At 61.8% G+C, this 22,724-nt stretch carries 10 protein-coding genes; 7 read left to right on the forward strand and 3 right to left on the reverse strand.

Annotated features, from left to right (window positions below; genetic code table 11):
- The first annotated feature begins 372 nt into the window (after nt 1–372).
- The gene (locus tag ACA044_RS09740) at nt 373–13,353 is read left to right on the forward strand and encodes a non-ribosomal peptide synthetase (protein ID WP_497446166.1); all 12,981 of its coding nucleotides are present in this window, start codon (nt 373–375) and stop codon (nt 13,351–13,353) included.
- A gap of 207 nt (nt 13,354–13,560) precedes the next feature.
- The gene (locus ACA044_RS09745) at nt 13,561–14,385 is read left to right on the forward strand and encodes an alpha/beta fold hydrolase (RefSeq protein WP_497446167.1); all 825 of its coding nucleotides are present in this window, start codon (nt 13,561–13,563) and stop codon (nt 14,383–14,385) included.
- Between the two features lie 114 nt (nt 14,386–14,499).
- On the opposite strand, the gene dsbG is transcribed toward ACA044_RS09745, so the two are convergent.
- From dsbG to dsbD, 3 genes are read right to left on the reverse strand one after another with little or no spacing between them, the layout of a single operon-like run.
- Entirely contained in the window at nt 14,500–15,273 is a 774-nt protein-coding gene (gene dsbG / locus ACA044_RS09750; RefSeq protein WP_497446168.1) for a thiol:disulfide interchange protein DsbG, read from the reverse strand.
- Nucleotides 15,243–16,115, reverse strand: coding sequence for a TlpA family protein disulfide reductase (locus tag ACA044_RS09755; protein WP_497446169.1), 873 nt, complete (start codon nt 16,113–16,115; stop codon nt 15,243–15,245). The genes dsbG and ACA044_RS09755 overlap by 31 nt, the downstream gene beginning before the upstream one ends.
- Nucleotides 16,115–17,848 (reverse strand): protein-disulfide reductase DsbD, encoded by a 1,734-nt coding sequence (dsbD, locus tag ACA044_RS09760; RefSeq protein WP_497446170.1) that lies wholly within the window; start codon nt 17,846–17,848, stop codon nt 16,115–16,117. Before dsbD ends, ACA044_RS09755 begins: the two co-directional genes overlap by 1 nt.
- Nucleotides 17,849–18,001: 153 nt before the next feature.
- On the opposite strand from dsbD, the gene ACA044_RS09765 reads away from it, so the two are divergent.
- The 5 genes from ACA044_RS09765 to ACA044_RS09785 all read left to right on the forward strand — a co-directional run bounded on the left by ACA044_RS09765 (nt 18,002) and on the right by ACA044_RS09785 (nt 22,618).
- Nucleotides 18,002–18,682, forward strand: a complete 681-nt coding sequence (locus ACA044_RS09765; protein WP_030132275.1) for a response regulator — start codon at nt 18,002–18,004, stop codon at nt 18,680–18,682.
- On the forward strand, nt 18,679–20,004 hold the full coding sequence (locus ACA044_RS09770; protein ID WP_497446171.1) for an ATP-binding protein: 1,326 nt from the start codon (nt 18,679–18,681) through the stop codon (nt 20,002–20,004). The genes ACA044_RS09765 and ACA044_RS09770 overlap by 4 nt, the downstream gene beginning before the upstream one ends.
- A 263-nt stretch (nt 20,005–20,267) precedes the next feature.
- Nucleotides 20,268–20,753 carry a GNAT family N-acetyltransferase gene (locus ACA044_RS09775; RefSeq protein WP_497446172.1) on the forward strand — a complete coding sequence of 162 codons (486 nt, stop codon included), beginning with the start codon at nt 20,268–20,270 and terminating at the stop codon, nt 20,751–20,753.
- A gap of 143 nt (nt 20,754–20,896) precedes the next feature.
- Nucleotides 20,897–22,309, forward strand: coding sequence for an aspartate aminotransferase family protein (locus ACA044_RS09780; protein ID WP_497446173.1), 1,413 nt, complete (start codon nt 20,897–20,899; stop codon nt 22,307–22,309).
- An 81-nt stretch (nt 22,310–22,390) separates the two neighbouring features.
- On the forward strand, nt 22,391–22,618 hold the full coding sequence (locus tag ACA044_RS09785; RefSeq protein ID WP_007934245.1) for an MbtH family protein: 228 nt from the start codon (nt 22,391–22,393) through the stop codon (nt 22,616–22,618).
- Nucleotides 22,619–22,724: the final 106 nt, after the last annotated feature.

Here is a 22,724-nt window from a genome sequence, read left to right on the forward strand (position 1 = left end):
ACCTTGCTGCAAATAGGTTAGTGGGACGACAGGGGGATCGGAGCCGTCCTACGCATCGAGCGACAAATTATTCTGAATGATAATGATTGTCAATTGAGAAAGAGAATTAATGCTCCCCGAATGTGTGGAGTGAGAACTGCGACACGCGGACGCACCTGCTGACCGCAAGCCTGCTGGCGCTCAAGCCTGGCGACTAATTATTTCAAGACCTCATCCGTTCTCATTGGTGAATGGCTGCGCACGCAAGCCCCGGCCAAAACAGCATTCCCAAGCCTTGCGCGGTCGGCGAAGACCGCGTCCTGCATGCCCGTGAACGGGTGTGACGTACGAAAACCGATTCCACTTGCAAGCCGAATTCAGGCAGGAAACCTCATGACCGACGCGTTCGAACTCCCCAGCACACTGGTCCAAGCCCTTCAGCGCCGCGCGGCCCTGACACCGGACCGGGTGGCCTTGCGTTTTCTCGCCGAAACCCAGGATCAGGCTGTGGTGCTCAGTTATCGTGAGCTGGATCAACGGGCGCGAACCATTGCCGGCGCGTTGCAGGCCGAGGCGTCGTTTGGCGATCGCGCGGTGCTGCTGTTTCCCAGCGGCCCGGATTACGTCGCGGCGTTTTTTGGCTGCCTGTACGCCGGGGTGATCGCAGTGCCGGCCTATCCACCGGAGTCGACCCGTCGTCATCACCAGGAACGTCTACTGTCGATCATTAGCGATGCCGAGCCGCGCTTGCTGTTGACCAGCGCCGACCTGCGCGACGCGTTGCTGCACATCCAAGAGGCGCCACCGCTGCTGTGTGTCGACACCCTCGACAGCGCCCTGGCCGAACGTTGGGTCGCGCCAGACTTGCAAGGCGACGACATTGCCTTCCTGCAATACACCTCCGGTTCCACCGCGCAGCCTAAAGGTGTGCAAGTCAGCCACGGCAACCTGGTGGCCAACGAACTATTGATTCGTCACGGCTTTGGCATCGATCTCAATCCTGACGACGTGATCGTCAGCTGGTTGCCGCTGTACCACGACATGGGCCTGATCGGTGGTCTGTTGCAGCCGATTTTCAGCGGTGTGCCGTGCGTGTTGATGTCGCCGGCATACTTCCTCGGTCGGCCATTGCGCTGGCTGGAGGCGATCAGCGAATACGGCGGCACCATCAGCGGCGGGCCGGACTTCGCCTATCGGCTGTGCAGCGAACGGGTCAGCGAATCCGCTCTGGAGCGCCTCGACCTGAGTGGCTGGCGTGTGGCGTATTCCGGTTCCGAACCGATTCGCCTCGACACCCTGGAGCGCTTCGCCGAGAAGTTCGCAGCCTGTGGCTTTACATCGGACAGCTTCATGGCTTCCTACGGCTTGGCGGAAGCCACGTTGTTCGTTGCCGGCAGTCCGCGTGGTCAGGGCATTCCGACGTTGCGTGTGGATGATCTGGCCCTGGCGCAGAACCGTGCCGAGCCGGGTGACGGCAGTCCGATCATGAGTTGCGGTATCAGCCAGCCGGATCACGCGGTGCTGATTGTCGATTCCGTATCGCTCGAAGAACTCGCCGACAACGCGATCGGTGAAGTCTGGGCCACCGGGCCGAGCATCGCCCATGGCTACTGGCGCAACCCTGAAGCCACGGCCAAGACGTTCGTCCAGCACGCCGGCCGCACCTGGCTGCGCACCGGTGATTTGGGCTTTTTGCGTGATGGGGAACTGTTCATCACCGGGCGCCTGAAAGACATGCTGATCGTTCGCGGTCACAACCTTTATCCGCAGGACATCGAGCAGACCATCGAGCGTGAAGTGGAGGTGGTGCGCAAAGGTCGCGTAGCCGCGTTCGCGATCAATATCGAGGGCCAGGAAGGCATTGGCATCGCCGCGGAAATCAGCCGCAGCGTGCAGAAAATCCTGCCGCCCGAGGCACTGATCAAAGCCATCCGCCAGGCCGTGGCCGAGGCGTATCAGGAAGCGCCGAGCGTGGTGGTGTTGCTCAATCCGGGCGCGCTGCCCAAGACCTCCAGCGGCAAGTTGCAACGCTCGGCCTGCCGTAATCGCTTGGCCGATGGCAGCCTCGACAGCTATGCGCTGTTCCCGTCGGCAGACATCGCCAATACGTCTGAAACCGACACCGGCTCAGCGCTGCAAACCCTGATCGGCCAGATCTGGTGCGAGCAATTGCAGGTCAAGCAGGTCAATGCCGACGATCACTTCTTCCTGCTCGGCGGCAACTCCATCGCCGCCACTCAAGTGGTCGCACGCCTGCGTGAAGTATTGGCACTGGAGCTGAATCTGCGCCTGTTGTTCGAAGCGCCGACCCTCGGTGCGTTCGCCGCTGCTGTCGCCCGGCAACAACAGGAGGGTGCCCAGGCTCAAGGCGCGATCATGTGTTTGTCGCGCACCGATGCCATGCTGCAATCCCTGGCGCAAAACCGTTTGTGGATCACCTGGCTACTCGACCCGCAGAGCAGCGCCTACAACATTCCCGGTGCCTTGCGTCTGCGCGGCGAACTGGACGAAGACGCCTTGCGCGCCAGTTTCCAGCAACTGATCGAACGTCACGAATCCCTGCGCACGCGGTTTTTCGAGCGCGACGGTGTGGCCCTGCAACAGGTCATTGCTGCTGAATTCAACCTGCAAGTGATCAACATCAGCGACGTGCCAGCTGCCGAGCGTGAAGCTCGCGCGCAGCACATCCGCGAGTACGAAGCCCGCACCCAGTTCGATCTGGAGAAGGGCCCGCTGCTGCGGGTGACCCTGGTGCGCCTCGACGATGAGGACCATCAACTGTTGGTGACGATGCACCACATCATCGCCGATGGCTGGTCGCTGAACGTGCTGATCGACGAGTTCTCGCGGCTGTATGCGGCCGCCTCTCAAGGCCAGACCGCCAGCCTTCCCGCCTTGCCGACTCAATACGCCGACTATGGCAGTTGGCAGCGCCAATGGCTGGCGCAAGGGGAGGGCGAGCGGCAACTCGCTTACTGGAAACAGCAGTTGGGCGTTGATCATCCGACCTTGAGCCTGGCCACCGACCACCCGCGCTCGGCGCAACACACTCACAGCGCCGCCCGTTACACACTGCGTTTGGACGCGAGCCTGAGCGATGCCATTCGCCAGACCGCCCAGGCCCATGAGTCGACGTCTTTCATGTTGTTGCTCACGGCATTCCAGAGCCTGTTGCATCGCTACAGCGGCCAGCGCGACATTCGCATCGGCGTGCCAAATGCCAACCGTCCGCGCCTGGAAACCCAAGGGCTGATTGGCTTCTTCATCAACACCCAAGTGCTGCGCGCCGAGGTGGATTCGCGACGGCCGTTCGTTGAGTTACTGGCGCAAACCCGTCAAGCGGCGTTGGGTGCGCAAGCGCATCAGGACCTGCCGTTCGAACAACTGCTTGAAGCCTTCCCGCAGGCCCGCGAACAAGGTCTGTTCCAGGTCATGTTCAACCATCAACAACGGGACCTCAGTGCCCTGCGTCGCTTGCCGGGGCTGATCGCCGAAGAGCTGCCGTGGCACAGCCGCGAAGCCAAGTTCGACCTGCAACTGCACAGCGAGGAGGACCGCAACGGTCGCTTGAGCCTGTCGTTCGACTACGCCAGCGAGTTGTTTGACGCCGCGACTATCGAGCGTCTGGCCGAGCATTTCGCCAACCTGCTGCGAGCCGCCTGCGAACAACCGACGACCGCCATCGGTGATCTGCAACTGCTCGCCCCGTGCGAGCACGATCAGCAATCCGCCTGGAGCGTCGCACCGTGCACACCGGCCAGCCAATGGTTGCCGGAGCTGCTCAATGAACAAGCGCGCCAGACCCCGGAGCGCACCGCGCTGCTGTGGGACGGCGGCAGCCTGGACTTCGCCGAACTGCACGCCCAGGCCAACCGCCTGGCGCATTACCTGCGCGACAAAGGCGTCGGCCCGGACGTGTGCGTGGCCATCGCCGCCGAGCGTTCGCCGCAGTTGTTGATCGGTTTGCTCGCGATCATCAAGGCCGGCGGCGCTTATGTGCCGCTGGACCCGGATTACCCGGCCGAGCGCTTGGCCTACATGCTCAGCGACAGTCGCGTCGAGCTTCTGCTAACTCAAACCGAATTGCTCGACCGCTTGCCGGCCACCGATGGCGTCAGCGTGATTGCCATGGACGCCCTGCATCTGGAGAACTGGCCAAGCCATGCGCCGGGTCTGCATTTGCACGGCGACAACCTGGCGTATGTGATTTACACCTCCGGTTCCACCGGTCAGCCGAAGGGCGTTGGCAACACTCATGCGGCGCTCGCTGAACGCCTGCAATGGATGCAAGCCACCTACCGTCTGGACCAAACCGACGTGCTGATGCAAAAAGCGCCGATCAGTTTCGACGTGTCGGTGTGGGAATGCTTCTGGCCGCTGATCACCGGTTGCCGTCTGCTCATCGCCGGCCCCGGCGAACACCGCGATCCGCACCGCATCGCGCAACTGGTTCAGCAGTACGGCGTAACCACGCTGCACTTCGTGCCGCCGCTGCTGGCGTTGTTCATCGACGAACCACTGACCTCCGAATGCACCAGCCTGCGCCGACTGTTCTCCGGCGGCGAAGCCTTGCCCGCCGAACTGCGCAACCGGGTGCTGGAACACCTGCCGGCGGTGCAACTGCACAACCGCTACGGCCCGACCGAAACGGCAATCAACGTCACCCACTGGCATTGCACCCCCGCTGATGGCGAGCGTTCGCCGATTGGTCGCCCGTTGGGCAACGTAGTCTGCCGAGTACTCGACAGCGACCTCAACCCGGTTCCGGTCGGTGTGCCGGGTGAACTGTGTATCAGCGGTATCGGTTTGGCCCGGGGTTATCTCGGTCGTCCGGGGCTGACCGCCGAACGCTTTGTGGTCGATCCGCTGGGCGAGCAGGGCGCTCGTCTGTACCGCACCGGCGACCGTGCCCGCTGGACCGCCGACGGCGTGATTGAATACCTTGGTCGCCTCGATCAGCAAGTCAAACTGCGTGGTTTTCGTGTCGAACCGGAAGAAATCGAAGCGCGTCTGTTGGCGCAGCCCGGAGTCGCCCAAGCGGTGGTGCTGGTACGCGAAACGGCGGCCGGCGGGCAGTTGATCGGTTACTACACCGCCACTGACTCCACTGAAGAAGTCGACGCTCAAAGCGCACGCCTGAAAGCCGCGCTGGCCGCCGAACTGCCGGAGTACATGGTCCCTGCGCAACTCATGCGTCTGGACGAAATGCCGCTCAGCCCGAGCGGTAAACTCGACCGCCGCGCCTTGCCGGAGCCCCAATGGCAAGTCCGCGAGCACGTCGAGCCGGTCACCGCCCTTGAGCAACAAATCGCCGGCATCTGGCGCGAGGTGCTGGGCCAAACGCAGATCGGTCTGCGCGATGACTTCTTCGCCCTCGGCGGTCATTCTTTGCTGGCCACGCAAATCATTTCCCGCACCCGGCAGGCCTGCGACGTCGAGTTACCGCTGCGGGCGCTGTTCGAAAACAGCGAACTGGACGCATTCGCCGAACAGGTTCGCTTGATCCAGGCCAGCGGCAAAACCAACAAGCAGCCGCCGATCGAGAAAGTCGATCGCAGCCAACCGGTGCCACTGTCCTATTCCCAGCAACGCATGTGGTTCCTCTGGCAGATGGAGCCGGACAGCCCGGCCTACAACGTCGGCGGCATGGCGCGGTTGCGCGGCGTGCTGGATGTCGGGCGTTTCGAAGCGGCGCTGCAAGCGCTGATCATGCGTCACGAAACCCTGCGCACGACCTTCCCGAGCGTCGACGGCGTGGCCCGGCAACAGGTTCATCCGGACACCGGCCTGCGCATGGACTGGAAGGATTTCTCCGCGCTGGCGGCCGACACCCGTGAGCAGCGAGTCCAGCAACTGGCCGATGACGAAGCCCATAAACCTTTTGATCTGGAAACCGGACCGCTGCTGCGGGCTTGCCTGGTCAAGACCGCCGAACAGGAGCATTACTTTGTCCTGACGCTGCATCACATCGTCACCGAAGGCTGGGCGATGGACATCTTCGCCCGGGAACTGAGCGCGCTCTACGAAGCGTTCGTCGATGATCGCGAATCGCCGTTGCAACCACTGCCGGTGCAGTACCTGGATTACAGCGTGTGGCAGCGTCAGTGGCTGGAGTCCGGTGAACGTCAGCGCCAGCTCGATTACTGGACCGCGCAACTGGGCCGCGAACACCCACTGCTGGAATTGCCCGCCGATCGTCCGCGTCCGCCGGTGCAAAGCCATCAGGGCGAACTGTTCCGCTTCGACCTCAGCGATGACCTTGCGGCGCGGGTCCGTGCCTTCAACGCAGACAACGGTCTGACCCTGTTCATGACCATGACCGCTGCGCTGGCGGTGCTGCTTTATCGCTACAGCGGCCAGACCGATCTGCGCATCGGTGCGCCGGTGGCCAACCGCATTCGCCCGGAAAGCGAAGGGCTGATCGGCGCGTTCCTCAATACCCAAGTGCTGCGTTGCCAGCTCGATGGGCAGATGTCCGTCGGCGAGTTGTTCGAGCAGGTTCGTCACACCGTGATCGAAGGCCAGTCCCATCAGGACCTGCCGTTCGATCATCTGGTAGAAGCCTTGCAGCCACCGCGCAGCGCTGCGTACAACCCGCTGTTCCAGGTGATGTGCAACGTGCAGCGGTGGGAATTCCAGCAGAGCCGCACCCTGGCCGGGATGACCGTCGAGTACCTGGCCAACGATGCGCGGGCGACCAAGTTCGACCTCAACCTGGAAGTCACCGACCTCGACCATCGCCTTGGTTGCTGCTTGACCTACAGCACCGATCTGTTCGACGAGCCGCGCATTGCGCGCATGGCCGGACACTGGCGCAACCTGCTGGAAGCGTTGCTCGCCGATCCGCAACAGCGCTTGAGTGAGCTGCCGTTGCTGGAAGCTACTGAACAGCAAAACCTGCTCGACAGCCTCGGCATTGAGCCGGGCGAACATCGCCTCGATCAATGCATCCATCACCTGTTCAGCCAACAGGCGCTGGTGCGCAAGGATGCCCCGGCACTGATCTTCGCCGGGCAAACCCTGAGCTACGCCGAGCTCGATAGCCGTGCCAATCGTCTGGCCTGGATGCTTCGCGAGCGCGGCGTCGGGCCACAGGTTCGGGTCGGTCTGGCCCTGGAGCGTTCACTGGAGATGGTCGTCGGCCTGCTAGCGATCCTCAAGGCTGGCGGCGCCTATGTGCCGCTGGACCCGGAGTACCCGCTGGATCGCTTGCACTACATGATCGAAGACAGCGGCATCGGTCTACTGCTCAGCGATGCAGCAATGTTCGCCGCCCTCGGCGAATTGCCGGCCAGCGTCGCCCGCTGGTGCCTGGAAGAAGACGCCGCTGCACTGGCCAACTACCCGGCTAGCGAGCTGCCGTTTATCAGCCTGCCGCAACATCAGGCGTATCTGATTTACACCTCCGGCTCCACCGGCAAACCGAAAGGCGTGGTGGTGTCCCACGGTGAAATCGCCATGCATTGTCGCGCGGTGATCGAGCGCTTCGGTATGCGCCCGGATGACTGTGAGCTGCACTTCTACTCGATCAACTTCGATGCCGCGACCGAGCGCCTGCTGGTGCCGCTGCTCCGTGGTGCTCAAGTGGTGCTGCGGGCTCAGGGTCAATGGGATGCGCAAGAAATCTGCGGGCTGATTCGTCGCCACCACATCAACATTCTTGGTTTCACCCCAAGCTACGGCAGCCAGTTGGCGCAATGGCTGGCGACCCAGGGCGAAACCCTGCCGGTGCGCATGTGCATCACCGGTGGCGAGGCCCTGACTGGCGAACACCTGCAACGGATTCGCGCAGCGTTTAAACCGAGCCTGTTTTTCAACGCCTATGGCCCGACCGAAACCGTGGTCATGCCGCTCGCCAGCCTGGCACCCGAGCAACTGGAAGAAGGGCTGGGCAGCGTGCCGATCGGCAGCGTGATTGGCGCTCGCGTGGCGTACATTCTCGACGCCGATCTGGCGTTGGTGCCGCAAGGCGCGACGGGCGAGCTGTATGTCGGCGGTGCCGGCCTGGCGCAGGGTTATCACCAGCGTCCGGGTATGACCGCCGAACGGTTTGTTGCTGATCCGTTCGCCGCCAATGGCGGACGTTTGTACCGCACCGGCGACCTTGTCCGTCAGCGCGCCGATGGTCTGGTCGAGTACCTCGGCCGGATTGACCATCAAGTGAAGATCCGTGGTTTCCGCATCGAACTGGGCGAGATCGAAACCCGCCTCCTGGAGCATGAATCGATCCGTGAAGCTGTTGTTCTGGCACTTGATGCACCGAGCGGCAAACAACTGGTTGGCTATTTGGTAACCGAAGTGGCCGAGCAGGACGAAGCGCAACAAACTGCATTGCGCGAAGCGTTGAAGGCGCACCTCAAGTCTCAGTTGCCGGATTACATGGTGCCGACGCACTTGATCCTGCTGGCCAGTATGCCGCTGACCGCCAACGGCAAACTCGACCGTCGCGCACTGCCGGCACCGGACCCGGAATTGAATCGTCAGCAGTACGTGGCGCCAAGCAACGAACTCGAGCTGACTCTGGCGGGCATCTGGTGTGAAGTGTTGAACGTCCAGCAGGTCGGCCTTAACGACAACTTCTTCGAACTGGGCGGCGATTCGATTCTGTCGATCCAGGTGGTCAGCCGTGCGCGGCAGCAGGGTATTCACTTCAGCCCGCGTGACCTGTTCCAGCACCAGACCGTGCAAACCCTCGCCTGCGTTGCGACCCGCACCGAGCAGGTCACCGCCGAGCAAGGTCTGCTGAGCGGTCAATCGCGGTTGACGCCGATCCAGCACTGGTTCTTCGACACTGAGATCCCACAGCGTCAGCACTGGAACCAGGCATTGTTGCTGGAGCCGACCGTGGCGCTGGACCCGCATCGTCTGGAGCAGGCGCTGCTGGCGGTGATCGAACAGCACGACGCTTTGCGCCTGCGTTTTACCGAAGCCGACGGCCATTGGCAGGCTGAGCACCAGGCGGTTTCCGACGCCGCTGTGCTGTGGCAGGTACATGTGCCGGCCATGGACAAATGCACCGCGCTATTCGCCGATGCCCAGCGCAGTCTCGACCTTGAGCAAGGGCCGCTGATGCGGGCGCTGCTGGTGGATGATCCTGAGGGACGGCAACGGTTGTTCATCGCCATTCACCACCTGGTGGTGGACGGTGTGTCGTGGCGGGTGCTGCTGGACGACCTGCAAACGGTTTATCGTCAACTGGACGCGGAGCAGTCAGTAAAACTGCCGGCGAAAACCAGTGGCTTCAAGGACTGGGCCGCACGGTTGCAGGCTTATGCCGGCAGCGAATCCCTGCGTGAAGAATTGAGCTGGTGGCAGACGCAATTGGCCGGTCCAAGCGCTGAATTGCCGTGTGATCGTCCGCAGGGCGGACAGCAAAATCGTCACGCGCAAACCGTCAGCGTGCGCCTCGACAGCGATCGCACCCGCCAACTGCTGCAACAGGCGCCGACGGCCTATCGCACTCAGGTAAATGACCTGCTGCTGACCGCATTGGCCCGTGTGTTGTGCCGCTGGAGTGGTCATCAATCGGCGTTGATTCAACTCGAAGGCCACGGTCGCGAAACCCTGTTCGACGAGATCGACCTGACCCGCACCGTCGGCTGGTTCACCAGTGCCTATCCGCTACGCCTCACACCCGAGAATGAACAGGGTGCGTCGATCAAAGCGATCAAGGAGCAATTGCGTGCGGTGCCTCACAAAGGCCTGGGTTATGGCGTGCTGCGTTACCTCGCCGATGGTCTGTGCCGTCAGGCCATGGCCGCTCTGCCAGTGGCGCCGATCACCTTCAACTACCTTGGCCAGTTCGATCAGAGCTTCGGCAGCGATACGCTGTTCCGTCCGCTCGATGAGCCCGTCGGCGCGGCCCACGATCCGCACGCTCCGCTGCCCAACGAACTGAGCATCGACAGCCAGGTCTACGGCGGTGAACTGGTGCTGCGCTGGACCTTCAGCGCCGAACGCCACGATCTGCACACCATCACCGAACTGGCAGAGGCGTATCTGAGCGAATTGCACAGCCTGACCCAGCACTGCCTGAGCGACAACGCGGGTGGCCTGACGCCGTCGGACTTCCCGCTGGCCAGACTGACTCAGCCGCAACTCGACGCACTGCCAGTGCCGGCGGCGATGATCGAAGACGTCTACCCGCTGACCCCGATGCAGGAAGGCATGCTGCTGCACACCTTGCTCGAACCGGGTACCGGCCTCTATTACATGCAGGATCGCTACCGCATCAACAGCGGGCTCGACCCACAACGTTTCGCCCAGGCCTGGCAAGCGGTGATCGCCCGTCACGAAGCCTTGCGTGCGTCGTTCTGCTGGAACGTCGGCGAAGACATGCTGCAAGTGATCCACAAACCGGGCAGCACGCCGATCGAATATCTGGACTGGAGCGCGATTGCCGAAACCGAGCAAGAGCCGAAGTTGCAGGCGCTGCTGAAAAGCGAGCGTGAGGCCGGGTTCGATTTGCTCAATCAGGCACCGTTCCACCTGCGCTTGATCCGTGTAGGCGCGGCGCGTTACTGGTTCATGATGAGCAACCACCACATTCTCATCGATGCCTGGTGCCGTTCGCTGCTGATGAACGACTTCTTCGAGATCTACACCGCCCTCGGCGAAGGCCGGGAAGCGCAACTGGCCGTACCGCCGCGCTATCGCGATTACATCGGCTGGCTGCAACGTCAGAGCCTGGCCGAGGCGCGGCAGTGGTGGCAGCAGAACCTGCAAGGTTTCGAGCGCACCACACCGATTCCGAGCGACCGGCCGTTCCTGCGTGAACATGCCGGCGACAGCGGCGGCATGATCGTCGGCGATCGCTACACACGGCTCGATGCCCGTGATGGGGCGCAACTGCGCGAACTGGCTCAGGCCCATCAGCTGACCATCAACACCTTCGCCCAAGCAGCGTGGGCTCTGGTGTTGCGCCGCTTGAGCGGTGATCGTGACGTGCTGTTCGGCGTCACGGTGGCCGGGCGTCCGGTGGAGATGCCGCAGATGCAGCGCACCGTCGGGCTGTTCATCAACAGCATCGCCCTGCGGGTGAAAATGCCCGAAGACGATCAGCGTTGCAGCGTTCGTCAGTGGCTCAGCGGTCTGCTCGACAGCAACATGCAACTGCGCGAGTACGAATACCTGCCGCTGGTGAGCATCCAGGAAAACAGCGAACTGCCTAAAGGCCAGCCGCTGTTCGACAGCCTGTTCGTGTTCGAAAACGCTCCGGTGGAAGTCTCGGTGCTGGACCGTGCGCAAAGCCTCAACGCCACCTCGGATTCGGGCCGCACCCACACCAACTTCCCGTTGACGGCGGTGTGTTATCCGGGCGATGACCTTGGCTTGCACCTGTCCTACGACCAGCGCTATTTCGACGAATCCACGGTCGAGCGCATGCTCGGCGAATTCAAGCGCCTGCTGCTTGCGCTGGTCGAAGGCTTCCATGGCGACATGGCCGATCTGCCGCTGTTGGGCACTGAAGAGCAGGACTTCCTGATCCACGGCTGCAACCAGAGCGAGCACGATTACCCGCTGGAGCAGAGTTACGTCGAGTTGTTCGAAGCGCAAGTGGCTCAGCATCCGCAACGGATCGCCGCCAGTTGCCTGGGTCAGCAGTACAGCTATGTTGAGCTGAATCAGCGCAGTAACCGCCTCGGTCATGCCTTGATCGCCGCAGGCGTTGGGCTCGATCAACCGGTGGCATTGCTCGCCGAACGTAACCTCGATCTGCTGGGCATGATCATCGGCAGCTTCAAGGCCGGTGCCGGTTACCTGCCGCTGGACCCGAGCCTGCCGGGTCAGCGTCTGAGCCGGATCATTGACCTGAGCCGTACGCCGTTGCTGGTCTGCACACAGGCTTGTCATGAGCAAGCACTGGCGTTACTCGATGAGTTCGGTTGTGCCAACCGACCTCGATTGCTGGTCTGGGAAGACGTGCAGGCGAGCGATGTTTCGGTGGCCAATCCGGGCATTTACAGCGCCCCGGACAACCTCGCCTACGTGATCTACACCTCGGGCTCCACCGGTCTGCCGAAGGGCGTGATGGTCGAGCAGCGCGGCATGCTCAATAACCAGTTGAGCAAGGTGCCGTACCTGAAGCTGAGCGACGCCGATGTGATTGCCCAGACGGCCTCGCAAAGCTTCGATATTTCGGTCTGGCAGTTCCTCGCGGCGCCACTGTTCGGCGCTCGGGTGGACATCGTGCCAAACGCCGTCGCCCACGATCCGCAAGGGTTGCTGGCCCATGTTCAGAGCCAGGGCATCACCGTGCTGGAAAGCGTGCCGTCGCTGATTCAGGGCATGCTTGCCCAGGAGCGCATGAGCCTCGATGGCTTGCGCTGGATGCTGCCGACCGGTGAAGCGATGCCGCCGGAACTGGCGCATCAATGGTTGCTGCGCTACCCGGAGATTGGTTTGGTGAACGCCTATGGTCCGGCGGAATGCTCGGACGATGTGGCGTTCTTCCGCGTCGATCTGGCTTCGACGCGCGGCAGTTATCTGCCGATTGGCACGCCGACTGACAACAACCGTCTGTACCTGCTCGATGGTGCGCTGGAACTGGTGCCATTGGGTGCAGTGGGTGAGTTGTGCGTGGCCGGCACTGGCGTGGGTCGCGGTTATGTAAGCGATCCGTTGCGCACTGCGCAGGTGTTTGTGCCGAACCCGTTCGGTGCGCCGGGGGATCGCCTGTATCGCACTGGCGATCTGGCCCGTCGTCGCAGTGACGGCGTGCTGGAATACGTCGGGCGCATCGACCATCAGGTGAAGATCCGCGGTTACCGCATTGAACTGGGTGAAATCGAGGCGCGTCTGCACGAGCAACCGGAAGTCCGCGACGCGGCGGTGGGTGTGCAGGAAGGCGTCAACGGCAAGCATTTGGTTGGCTATCTGGTCGCAGCGGATTCGGTGCTGAATCCGCATGAACGACTGGAGCGCATCAAGCAGCGCCTGCGCGCCGAGCTGCCGGAATACATGGTGCCGCTGCACTGGTTGTGGCTCGACAAGCTGCCGCTCAACGCCAACGGCAAGCTCGATCGAAAAGCCCTGCCAACGCTGGAAATCGGCCAGTTGCAGAGCCAGGACTATCAGGCGCCGCGCAATGAGCTGGAACAGACCCTGGCGGCTATCTGGGCTGACGTGTTGAAGGTCGAGAAGGTCGGTGTTCGCGATAATTTCTTCGAGCTCGGCGGGCATTCGCTGCTGGCCACGCAGATCGCCTCGCGGGTGCAAAAAGCCCTGCAACGCAACGTACCGCTGCGGGCGATGTTCGAGTGCAGCACGGTGGCGGAGTTGGCCGAGTACATCGACGGGTTGGCGGCGAGCGACATGACCGAGGAGAAGGTGGATCGGTTGAATGACCTGATGGCGGAGCTGGAGGGCCTGTGATTTTTTAGCGTTTGTGAAGGCCCCTTCGCGAGCAAGCCCGCTCCCGCTCCCACATGAGTCCTGCGAACACAGGCCCGGTGTGGGAGCGGGCTTGCTCGCGAAAGGGCCAGTGCAGACACCACAAAGGTTCGGGTTGACTGACAGGTCCCACCGGCTCAGTCTTTCTGTGCTTTTTTAATGGATCTTATTTCACCAAGGAGACAGTCGATGCCCTTCGTTACGATTGATGGACAACCGCTTCACTACATAGATCAAGGCAAAGGCCCGGCGGTTCTGTTGGCTGGCAGTTATCTATGGGACCAGGGCATGTGGGCGCCACAGATCAAGGTCCTGTCGCAGCACTATCGGGTCATCGCCCTGGACCTGTGGGGCCATGGCGAATCCGGGCGGATGCCCGAATGCACAAAGTCGCTGGATGACGTAGCACGCCAGGCTCTGGCATTGCTCGATCATCTGGACATCCACAAGGTCACGCTGGTCGGTCTTTCGGTCGGTGCCATGTGGGGCGTTCGAATGGCGCTGTCGGCGCCGCAACGGCTCAACGGTCTGGTGATGATGGACACTTATGTGGGTGTCGAACCGGAACCGACCCGCCAATACTATTTCTCGCTGTTCAAGCAGATCGAAGACGCCGGTGCGATCTCGCCGGAACTGCTCGACATTATTGTGCCGATTTTCTTCCGGCCGGGCATCGATCCGCAGTCGGCGCTGTATCAGGGTTTCCGCGCCAAACTGGCTGCGCTGCCGGCCGACCGTCTGCGTCAAAGCATCGTGCCGATGGGGCGGATTACCTTTGGGCGTGATGATGTGTTGCCGCGCCTGGGTCAGTTGAACCCTGAAACCACGCTGTTGATGTGCGGCGATCAGGACAAACCACGGCCGCCGTCGGAAACCAAGGAAATGGCCGAGTTGATTGGGTGTCCGTACCTATTGGTGCCTGAAGCAGGGCATATCTCCAATCTGGAGAACCCGGCATTTGTCACCGCGGCGCTGCTGAAGTTTCTGAAAGAGAGAACCTGCAAGACCGTGTAATCGTTCTTCGCGAGCAAGCCCGCTCCCACATTAGTCCTGCGAACACAGGCCCAGTGTGGGAGCGGGCTTGCTCGCGAAGGCACCAGTGAAATCAGCTCAACCCTGAAGGCTGAATCACTTGGGCCCGAGAATCTTCACCAACTTCTCCGGCGACGGCGCGCCTTGCTGTTGTTGCAGCTGGCCGTTGTCGTCCATATAGAAGATCGCCGGGGTGGCGGCCAACTCCAGGTCTTCCATCAACTGCATGTTCGCCGCGAGTTTCGCCTGAATGGCCGGCGGCACGTCTTTCAGGGCTTTGAGCGAACTGTCCTTGCCGGATTTCTCGTGGTCTGCCAACGCTTTTTGCGGGTCCTTGGCGGCCAGCAGCGCGGCGGATTTGCCCGGGCTGTCTTCGCGAATGATGCCGACCATGATGTGCCGCAATTGTACTTTGCCGGCCTTGACCCACGGCCGCGCCTGTTCCCAGAACATGTTGCAGTACAGGCAATTCGGGTCGCTGAACAGGTAGACGATCCGCGGTGCATCCTTGTTGCCGTCACCGATCCAGTTGCTGGCTTCCATCTTGCCCCAGATTTCTTTGGCCATCGGCGCGTACACCAGTTTCTGCAACGGCGCGCTGCTCAGGTCATTGCCGTCGGCGTCGTACAGGTTGCCCAGCAGCACATGTTTGCCATCCGGGGTCAGGTACAGCGCCATGCCGCGGTTCTGGTATTGCGCCGCATAACCACGCAGGCCATCGGGCGCGTCGAAGGTGCCGACGATTTTGGCGCCCTTGGCTTCGATCTTCTTGATTGCTTCAGGCAGTTCTTCGGCCTGCACCGACGGCAAGTGCAGCAGGGCGGCACCCAGGGTCAACGTCAGCAGGTGGCGGAGGCGGAGGCGGAGCATGGCAGTTTCCTTGAAGGCGTGGCCGAGGTGGCCGGGTTCGGGGTGTCGAAGTTTTCCAGGGCGCGGGCCAGGCTCGCTTCAGAGAGTTCTCCCAGATGGCTGCCCAGCAGGTACCCGTCGGGGCTATAGAACAGCGTAGTCGGCAATGCCATGGAACCCACGGCCTTACTCAGTCGACCGCTGCCATCGAACAGCACGTTGGTCAGGCTCAGGCCCTGGGTTTCGAGGAAGGTGCTGACGCTCTGCATGCTTTCGGTCTGGTTGACGAACAGGAAGGTCAGGTCCGGGCGTTGCTTCTGGGCGTTTTCCAGCACCGGCATTTCCCGGCGGCACGGCGGGCACCAGGTAGCCCAAAGGTTGATGACCAGCGGACCGCCCTGATAGTCGCTGAGCTGCACGGTTTGCCCGGCGGCATTGCGCAGGGTGATCTGCGGCAGGCGCGTGCCTTGTTCGTAAATACTCAGAGAGAAGCTTGCCAGCAGCCAGAACGCCAGACCACTGCCCACGCCAAAGCCCAACGGCAGACGCATGCCCGGGCGACGCCAGCCTCGATACAGCGCGGCGAGCAACAGCACGACCACCCCCGGCCAGGCGAGGAAACCACCGTCGCGCACGTCGATGATCTGCCACGGATCGTTGCGATACTGCGCCCAGTAGGCGATCACGAAACCGACCCGGGCCGCCAGCATGCCCAGCAAGAACAAGCTGAACAGCACCGACTCCGGGTTCTCGCCGCCACGCTTGGCCACTCGCCAGCCGACAAAAGTCGCCAGCGCCAGGGCACTGATCAGCAGCAGGTGATTAAGCGCGATGGCAAAGGTGCCGAGGGTAAAAGTCAGCATTAACGAGCGTCTCGGGTAGTGGTCCAGCGTTGCAGGAAGATGCCGGCATCGACCTCTCCGGTGATGCGCTGGCTGCGGCGCTCTTGGCCGTCGGGGCCGATCCACAACAGGCTTGGTGGCCCCGGCACTTTATAACGGCCGAGCAGTTCGCGGCTGGCGGCATTGTCGGCGGTGACGTCCAGCCGTAGCAAGCGCACATCGCTCAGCGCTTGCAGTACCTGCGGTTTGCCGAAGACCTGTTTTTCCATGACTTTGCACGACACACACCAGTCGGCGTAATAGTCCAGCAGCACCCACTGACCCTGGGCTCGGGCCGCGTCGAGCTCGCGTTGCAGTGCGGCCGGGTCCTTGATCGTGGTGAAGGCGTCATGGGCGCCAGGGGCGGTGACGGTGCTGGTCGCGCTATAGACCTGCAACGGCTTGAACACGTCGTCGCCGCCCCCCGCGGCACCGATCACCAGCAGGCTGCCCCACAGACCCAACAGCAGCGAACTGGCGCCGAACAGGTGGGCAATTCGGCCAAAACCTTGCGACTGCTTCCAGGCGCTGTAGGCGGCGATCAGCAACAGGGCACCGCACAATCCGAGCCACAGCGATTCATCCAGCACCGGACGCAACATCAGCAACGCCGTGGCGAGGAACAGGAAACCGAACACGCCTTTGAGCAGGTTCATCCAGGCACCGGGTTTGGGCAGGAAGCGATTGCCGACGGTCACCAGCAACAACAGTGGCACACCGATGCCGATGCCCATGGCGAACAGAATCAGCCCGCCGTGCAGGGCATTGCCGCTCTGGGCGATATAGAGCAAGGCCCCCGCCAGCGGTGCGGTCATGCACGGGCCTACCAGTAGGCCGGACAAAGCCCCCAATACACCGGCACCGATCAGGCTGCCACCACGCTGATTACGCGAAACATGTTCCAGCCGATCTCGCACAGCCACCGGCAATTGAAGCTCGAAGAATCCGAACATCGGCAAGGCCAGCAACACGAACACCGCCGCAAAGCTGCCCAGCAGCCACGGATTCTGCAGCAACGCCTGAAGGTTCGCCCCGAGCAGAGCAGCCAGAACACCCATCGCTGCATACACCAGCGCCATGCTCACGACGTAGCTGGTGGCCAATGCAAAGCCACGTTTGGGTGTGGCGCCACTGCCGACGATCAAACCTGCCAGAATCGGCAGCATCGGCAACGAGCAAGGCGTGAACGCCAGCAGCAGCCCCAGCCCGAAAAACACCAGCAGGCTCCAACCCAGGGCCCGTTGTTGCAGGTCACTGGCCAGAGCCTGGTCGGGCGCTTGTTCATTTAACGCGGTAAGGACGTTACTGGCGCCAAGGTTGACGACTTGAGTCTGTGGCGGATAACACAAACCGGCATCGGCGCAGCCCTGGAAGCCCACGTTGATCTGACCAGTGGCACCGGCCGGGATCTTCAGTTCCAAGCCTTGGCGATAGACCTGTTGTTCACCGAAGAACTCATCGCTGTGGGCTTCACCATCGGGCAATGCAGGTTTGTATTCAGAAGATAAACCATCGAGTTTCAGGCGTTGCTGATACAGGTAATAACCGTCGGCGATCTGCCAATAGAGTTGGGTTTCCCCGGTTTCAAGGCGTTCGGAGGTGAAGATGAACGCTTTTTCCACTGGGAGAAAATCGGGTTTGGTTTCGAACGGATTCGTTCCTGCCTGGGCCACACCCGAGATCAAGAGAACAAAGAACAAAAACAGTCGACGCATGGATAAGCCTTATCCCGGTGCAAGTGAGTTGCACAATGGGAGGTGGCGATTAACCGATGATTAACCACACTCGCCTTGTGACAATGGCACTTGCGGCATAATGTCCGCTTAATCGGCTACCGGCCTAATCACCTTTTTTCTACGGGGCTCACCATGCACGTACTGGTTTGCGAAGACGATGAGCTGATCGCCAGCGGCATTGTTGCTGGCCTGACCGCTCAAGGCCTGACCGTCGAACACGTCGCCACCGCATCAAAGGCCCGGGCGATGCTCAAGGTCGCCGAATTTGACGTGATGGTGCTGGACCTCGGCCTGCCCGATGAAGATGGCCTGAAGCTGTTGCAGCAGTTGCGCCACCATGGCCTGGAAATCCCGGTGCTGATCCTCACCGCGCGGGATTCGGTCACCGACCGGGTCGATGGCTTGCAAGCCGGTGCCGACGATTACCTGCTCAAACCCTTCGACCTGCGCGAACTTGCCGCGCGCCTGCACACCTTGTTGCGACGGGTGGCGGGGCGCAGCGTCAACCTGATTGAACACGGTCGTTTGACCTATGACCCGAGCAGCCGCGAAACCCTGCTCGGCGGCCAATCGGTGGATCTGTCACGCCGTGAGCAATCGCTGTTGCAAGCCTTGCTGCACAATCGCGGTCGGGTATTGTCCACCGAGCAACTGAAGGACAGCGTCTACGGTTTCAACGACGAACTGGAAAGCAACGCCCTTAACGTCCATATCCATCACCTGCGGCGCAAACTCGGCAATGGCATTGTCGAGACGGTGCGTGGCTTGGGCTATCGCCTGGGGCCGGCCGATGGCGGAGAGCAATCGAAGTGATGAGCCTGCGTTTGCGGCTGAGCCTGACCCTCGGCGCCGCGTTTGCGCTGATCTGGGCCCTGGCCGCCGCCTGGATGCTCAGTGATCTGCGCAACCAGATGATGTTTTCCCTCGACCAGCGGCTGGTGGCATCGGCGCGGATGGTGGCCGGGCTGCTGGAGCAACTGCCGGCGTTGCCGAGCAAGGGCGAGGGGACCCATTTCAGCGCTGAACAGCTGAGCATTCCTGGCGGCATGGCCTGTCAGGTCAGCTCGTTGCGCGGCGAGATCCTGGCCCGCAGCCACAGCAGCCCCGAACAAACCCTGGAAGCCGAAAAAATGGGTTTCCACGATCAAATGATCGACGGCGCACCCTGGCGCAGCTTCACCCTGGCGCGCGGTGATGTGCGCATTACCACCGCCGACCGGCAGATCGAGCGCGAAGCACTGAACATGTCCATTCTGCTGGCGGCCTCGGTGCCGGTCGGCGTGGCGCTGCTCGGTTGCCTGTGCCTGTTGTGGCTTGGCATCGGTCAGGGGCTGGCACCGCTCAATCGTATGCGCGATGCATTGATGCGCCGCAGCGCCGATTCCCTCGAACCGTTGCAGATCCAGCCACTGCCCAGCGAACTGCAACCGCTGCTGGAAACCCAGAATCAGCTGTTCCAGCGCATCGGCAAGACCATCGAGCGCGAGCGGCGCCTGACCGGTGATGCCGCACACGAGTTGCGCAGCCCGCTGACCGCCATCAAAACCCACCTGCAAGTGGCGCGCATGACTGAGGGTGCCGCCCGGGATCAGTCACTGTCCCGGGCCGAAGAGGGCGCCGACCGTCTGCACCGCACGCTTGAACAATTGCTGTTACTGGCGCGTGTAGAGGGCAGTCTGTCGTTCGATGATGGCGTGCAATGCAGTGCTGAGCAGGTGGCTAAACTGGCGATTCAGGATGCGGCCAGCGGTGATCGCCAGCGGATCAAGTTTCAATTGCCGGCCACATTCTCCGATGCGCCGCTGCAAATGCCCGCGGTGCTGTCGATCGCCGCGTTGCGCAACTTGCTCGACAACGCCCTGCGCCATACCCCAGGCGATGGGGCGGTGGAGCTGAGCCTGGAAACCACCGGCCATCGCGTGCGCTTTTTGGTCCGCGACCACGGTCCGGGGATTGCAGAAGATGACTTGCAACACCTGACCCAGCGCTTCTGGCGCAACGGCCAGAGCACCGGTTGCGGCCTCGGTCTGGCGATTGTCCAAGCCATCGTCCAGCGCTGCGGCTGCACCCTGCATTTCGACAGCCGGCCGGATGGCTTGCGGGTTGAATTGACGATGCCTCTGCAACCCATCTAACAAACGACACAAATCCAGTGTGTGTGGGCTTGCTCGCGAAAGCGGACTATCAGTCAACATTATTGTTGAATGTGAAATCGCTTTCGCGAGCAAGCCCGCTCCCACAGTAGATCTGTGTTGATCACAGGACCGGTGACTACCCTTAACCAAGACCGCTGCTCTGTGTTACACACCAAATGTAACGCCTCTCCATTAGCCACCCACCCCCCCACAGCGTTATCGTCCCCGGCAGCTTTGACTCAATGGATTGAGGTAACAGCGCCATGGATGCATCGATACACATCTGCAAGGCAACGCCCGCCGACGCCGGGATCATCAGCCGCATCGTCGAGCGTTCCATTCGCGTCGGCTGCGTGCTCGACCACCGCAACGATCCGCGAACCGTCGCCACCTGGACCCACAACAAGACCATCGACCACGTGCAGCCCTGGCTGACCGACCCTCGGTTGTACCTGAGCATCGCCCTGTTGCAGGACAAACCGATCGGCGTTGCCATGGCTGCCATCAGCGGCAAGGTTGCGTTTTGTTATGTGCAGCCGGAATGGTTTCGACGAGGCGCCGGACAAGCGCTGGTGCACGATCTTGAGAGGTGGTTGATCGCTCAGGGTTTGCCTCAGGCGCGGCTCAACAGTACCCGTACCAGCGAGGCGTTTTATCGCCGTTTGGGTTATCGAACCTGCGCACAAACCTTCACGGTGGCGGGGCTTCACGCCATTCCCATGCACAAGGCGCTGTCGCCACCCTCATAGAAAGCTGATCGCGGGTCTAAATCCTTGAGGTCCTGATGCGTTTCCAGAACAGGAAAACCTGCAAGTGCGCCCCGTGACCGGAACGCGCACCTGCCCGGTGTGCAGTTTTGGTCACTATCAACAGCGTATTGAGAGGTCGAGAGATGTCAGTCGCTACCCGCCTTATCGAAGATCAGCCGGCCCGGATCGTCCCGACGCCTGCCGAGACGCTTTATCAGTTCAACGAATCGCCGCTGCTGGCCCGTCAGAGCCAGCAGGAATCGAATGCTCGCAGCTACCCGCGGCGCATTCCCCTGGCACTCAAACGCGCCAAGGGCATTTATGTCGAGGACGTCGAAGGCCGCAGTTTCATCGATTGCCTGGCCGGTGCCGGAACCCTGGCCCTGGGGCACAACCACCCGGTGGTTATCGAAGCGATCCAGCAAGTGCTGACGGATGAGCTGCCGCTGCACACCCTCGACCTGACCACACCGGTCAAGGATCAGTTTGTCCAGGACCTGTTCGGTCTGTTGCCGCCGGCATTGGCCGCTGAAGCCAAAATCCAGTTTTGTGGCCCGACCGGCACCGACGCGGTGGAAGCCGCGCTGAAACTGGTGCGCACCGCCACCGGGCGCAGCACCGTGTTGTCGTTCCAGGGTGGTTACCACGGCATGAGCCAAGGCGCGCTGAGCCTGATGGGCAGTCTGGGGCCGAAAAAGCCCTTGGGCGCATTGCTCAGTAACGGCGTGCAGTTCATGCCTTACCCCTACGATTACCGCTGCCCGTTCGGCCTCGGCGGCGCGCAGGGGATACAGGTCAACCTCAATTACCTGGAAAACCTGCTGAATGATCCAGAGGCCGGTGTGCTATTGCCCGCTGCCGTGATCGTCGAAGCGGTGCAGGGCGAGGGCGGGGTGATTCCGGCTGATCTCGATTGGCTGCGCGGCTTGCGACGCATCACCGAAAAGGTCGGCGTAGCGCTGATCGTCGATGAAATTCAGAGCGGTTTTGCCCGTACTGGCAAGATGTTCGCCTTCGAGCACGCCGGGATCATTCCGGATGTGGTGGTGATGTCCAAGGCTATCGGCGGCAGCCTGCCGCTGGCGGTGGTGGTCTATCGCGACTGGCTCGACACCTGGCTGCCGGGCGCCCATGCCGGGACCTTCCGCGGTAATCAGATGGCCATGGCCGCAGGCTCTGCGGTGATGCGCTACCTGATCGAGCACAAGGTTTGCGAGCACGCTGCTGCCATGGGCGAACGCCTGAGTGAACACCTGCGCATCCTGCAACGGGATTTCCCGCAACTGGGCGATATTCGCGGACGTGGCTTGATGCTGGGCGTCGAGCTGGTGGACCCGACCGGTGCGCCGGACGCTCAAGGCCATCCACCGATATTCGGTCGTCTGGCGCCGCTGGTGCAGCGCGAATGCCTCAAGCGCGGGTTGATCCTCGAACTGGGCGGGCGTCACGGCGGTGTCGTGCGTTTCCTGCCACCGCTGGTGATCACCGCGGCAGAAATCGACCGTGTGGCCGAGATTTTCGGCAGGGCCATGGCCGCAGCCACCGCCAGCCTCTAAATTTTTCGTTGCCTCGAACGTTCCTTCTACATAACGGCTGCACACGCCGTGCAGCCCACCCTACAGCGATGGAGACACAGCATGACGTCAGTATTCGACCGCGAGGACATCCTCTTTCAGGTCGTGGTCAACCACGAAGAGCAATACTCGATCTGGCCTGACTACAAGGCCGTGCCACAAGGCTGGCGCACCGTGGGCAAGAGCGGTCTGAAAAAGGAATGCCTGGCCTACATCGAAGAGGTCTGGACCGACATGCGTCCACTGAGCCTGCGCCAGAAAATGGAAGAACAGGCTGCCGTGGCTCACTGAGCTGTAAGTGAGACGCGGAGCGTCTCTGGCTGCATTCCTTTGCGGCGCCTGTGAACGAAAAGCCCGCTGAACCGGTGACGGTCAGCGGGCTTTTTCATGACTTGAG

The sequence above is a fragment of the Pseudomonas sp. LBUM1673 genome (assembly GCF_059695645.1).